At 39.9% G+C, this 3,257-nt stretch carries 2 protein-coding genes; one reads left to right on the forward strand and one right to left on the reverse strand.

The genetic code is table 11. From position 1 onward, the window contains the following. Positions 1 to 235 precede the first annotated feature (235 nt). Positions 236 to 2,407 carry a S46 family peptidase gene (locus tag DO88_RS00045; RefSeq protein ID WP_033041275.1) on the forward strand — a complete coding sequence of 724 codons (2,172 nt, stop codon included), beginning with the start codon at positions 236 to 238 and terminating at the stop codon, positions 2,405 to 2,407. Between the two features lie 305 nt (positions 2,408 to 2,712). Here the strand turns inward: DO88_RS00045 and DO88_RS00040 are convergent, their stop codons facing one another. Further along, the gene (locus DO88_RS00040; RefSeq protein ID WP_033041278.1) at positions 2,713 to 3,237 is read right to left on the reverse strand and encodes a S41 family peptidase; all 525 of its coding nucleotides are present in this window, start codon (positions 3,235 to 3,237) and stop codon (positions 2,713 to 2,715) included. Positions 3,238 to 3,257 lie beyond the last annotated feature (20 nt).

Consider the following 3,257-nt stretch of genomic DNA (forward strand, 5'->3'; position numbering starts at 1 on the left):
TTTTTATTTAGAACAACTAGATACAAAAATTTTTGCCTAGTTCTAGCGTGATTTTCTTAACGTTAAATAGACTTCATATATAAGCAGATTGGTATTAAATCTAGTTTAAATACATTAATTTAAAGTAAGGGAGTGTGTGCTCCCTTTACTTTGTCATTTATCCATCTTAGTAATGGCTCAATTATTTAATAAGTAAATCGGTTACTATCGAACAAACAATAAAAAGGATTCTATAATGCGTTTAAAACCTCTTGTAGCTACATTAGCAGCCACATTTTCTTTATCACTTTCAAGTAGTGCCATAGCCGACGAAGGCATGTGGCAACCACACCAACTTCCAGAGTTAGAATCAATTTTAAAAGCCAAAGGGCTTGAAATTGATGTTGAATCTATTTCTAAATTGACCGAATTCCCAATGAATGCAGTAATTAGCCTGGGCGGTTGTACAGCATCGTTTGTATCGCCAAAAGGCTTAGTGGTTACAAATCATCACTGTGTTTATGGCTCTGTTCAGTACAATTCAACGCCTGAGAACAATATTTTAGAAAATGGCTTTTTAGCTAAAAGTCCTGCTGAGGATTTACCAGCAGCCCCAGGGTCACGTGTATACGTCACAGAAACAGTTACTAATGTGACTGGCAAAGTTAATAAAGGTATCGAAAAACTAAGCGCTAAAGCACGCTACGACGCAATAGTAAAAAACGAAAAAGCCCTAGTAGCCCAGTGTGAAGCGGACGAAAGCTATCGTTGTAACGTGTATTCGTTTCATGGTGGTTTAGAGTTTTACCTAATTAAGTCACTTGAAATTAAAGACGTACGTTTATCTTACGCACCAGCTATGGGCGTAGGTAAATACGGTGGCGATATAGATAACTGGATGTGGCCGCGCCACACAGGCGACTTTGGTTTTTACCGCGCTTATGTAGGCAAAGATGGAAAACCTGCAGAGTACAGTGAAGATAACGTACCTTACGTACCTGACTCTTACCTAAAAGTAAGTGCCAAAGGCGTGCAAGAAGGCGACTTTGTAATGGTTACAGGCTACCCAGGGCGTACTAACCGATACCGCATTGCAACAGAGGTAGATAACGTATTTAACGACAGCTACCCTAAAGCACGCGTTCATAACTCAAAATACGTGTCGCTTATTGAAGAAAACTCAGAAGACGGCAGTAAAGCGCGTATTGCTTACGAAAGCACCATTGCAGGTTATAACAACTATATTAAAAATTTTGGTTCGATGATCGAAAGCTTCAAAAAAGGCACTATGCTTGAGCGCAAAAAACAGTTTGAGCAAGAGTTAACACAATGGATCAATAGTGATGGTGAGCGTAAAGAACAATACGGAAGCATATTAGGTGAGCTATCTGAGCTAATTGCGCAATCACAAGAGCACAGTGAACGCGACCGTATGTTAGGTTATGTACATCGCTCACAGATGATCAGTACAGCACGACGTTTATACCGCCTAGCTTACGAAAAACAAAAGCCAAATAGCGAACGTGAATCTGGTTATCAAGAACGTGACTTACCTCGCATTAAAGCAGGGCTTGAGCGCATGACGCGCCGTTATGATAGCAAAGTAGATAAAGCTATTTTACTGCACTTTTTAGAGCTGTATGCAGCACTTCCAAAAGAAGAGCGCTTTAGCGAGGTTGATAACGTATTTAAAGTACAAAATGGGTTTGATAAAGCAACCCAAAGCGCGTTACTTGATAGCATGTATGAACAGTCAAGACTCGATAATGCCACTGTTCGCAATTCATTATTTGAGCAATCGTTTAGCCAACTAAATCAAAGCCAAGACCCATTTGTGCAGTACGCTAAAGCAATCTTTAAAGTAATGAAAGCACAGGAAGATAAATCAAAAGCACTTGCAGGTAAATTACAAGCAGCTCGCCCAGAGCTAATGAGCGCAATCATTGCGTTTAACAAAGCTAAAAACAAACCTGTATACGCCGATGCCAACAGCACACTACGAGTAACCTATGGCACCGTAGGCGGCTACTCACCTCAAGATGGCTTGGTAGCAACACCCTTTACATCGCTTGAAGGATTACTTGCTAAAAACACCGATGTAGACCCATTTAATGCACCTAAAAAGTTACAAGAGCAAATTAAAGCCAAGCTTTATGGTGATTACACCGGTGGCATGAATACGGTACCCGTTAACTTTTTATCAAATGTAGACACTACCGGTGGTAATTCAGGTTCGCCAACACTTAACGGTAAAGCAGAGCTTGTAGGCTTACTGTTTGACGGTGTTTACGAAAGTATTATTGGTGACTGGGATTACAACCCAGAGCTTAATCGCTCAATCCACGTTGATTCACGCTACATGCTATGGGTAATGGATAAAGTAGATAATGCACAAAACTTGTTAGACGAAATGACAATCGTGAAATAGGTAATTAGTGAGACAACAGAAGGGCGCTTACCGTAAAGGAAGCGCCTTTTTTGTTGATGTTTGGGTAGTTTATTTATGACTGCAAAGTGCTAGCTGCTGTACTTCAAGGCGTGAATCGATACTCTGTTGGGTGACGCCTTCGGCTTAACCAACCTACATTTTGACGTAGGTCTGATAAGTGGCGAAGCCACGCCATCCGACACAGTAAAATACCTTGCCAATTATTATCAATATTTTATGTTGTCGAGTCGCTGGAGAGTGCTAACAGCAGACATTGGTAACGCCTCGTTATACGCCGAATGCACCTATCTAAAAGCTTTAATTGCCTCATTAAGCTGCACATCTTTTCCGGTTTCAATATTGGTCACATTAAGAAATACAAATTCATGATCTACAGGCAATCCAATGTTTTCGTAATTTTCTCCATGAGAGTTGAGATACCTTTCATTTGATAATGTTATCCCCCAACCATTAGGCAAAGCCTTTGTTAACGCATCGCTAAAAGCTCCGTTGCTTCTTTCACCAATAAAAGTAACATTGCCTCTTGCTTGTAAACCTAAAAGAAATACTTCAGCCGCACTAGGTGTTTTTTGACTAGTTAGAACAACAATGCTTCCTGTGTAATTATTAATTTTTGATGGGGCGACAACAATTTTTTGAAGTTCACTGTAACCTGTCGATGTTTTAAACTGTTTCCCCCCCAAGGCTAATTCTGAATCTATTAAGTAAGATAAAATAGAAAATGCCACTAAGTCACTTCCACCCATACTAAAACGTAAGTCAATAATTAAACCATTGCTTTGTTTGATGATAGGCGTAAATATCTCCATGGTGATATCAAGTGGTCAGT

The organism is Pseudoalteromonas sp. S3431, assembly GCF_000690035.1.
In the GTDB taxonomy this organism is placed as follows: domain Bacteria; phylum Pseudomonadota; class Gammaproteobacteria; order Enterobacterales; family Alteromonadaceae; genus Pseudoalteromonas; species Pseudoalteromonas fuliginea.

Bases quoted from the DNA above. Each gene is read 5' to 3' on its own strand.
- DO88_RS00045 (WP_033041275.1), top strand. From the start codon at position 236: ATGCGTTTAAAACCTCTTGTAGCTACATTAGCAGCCACATTTTCTTTA.
- DO88_RS00040 (WP_033041278.1), bottom strand. From the start codon at position 3,237: ATGGAGATATTTACGCCTATCATCAAACAAAGCAATGGTTTAATTATT.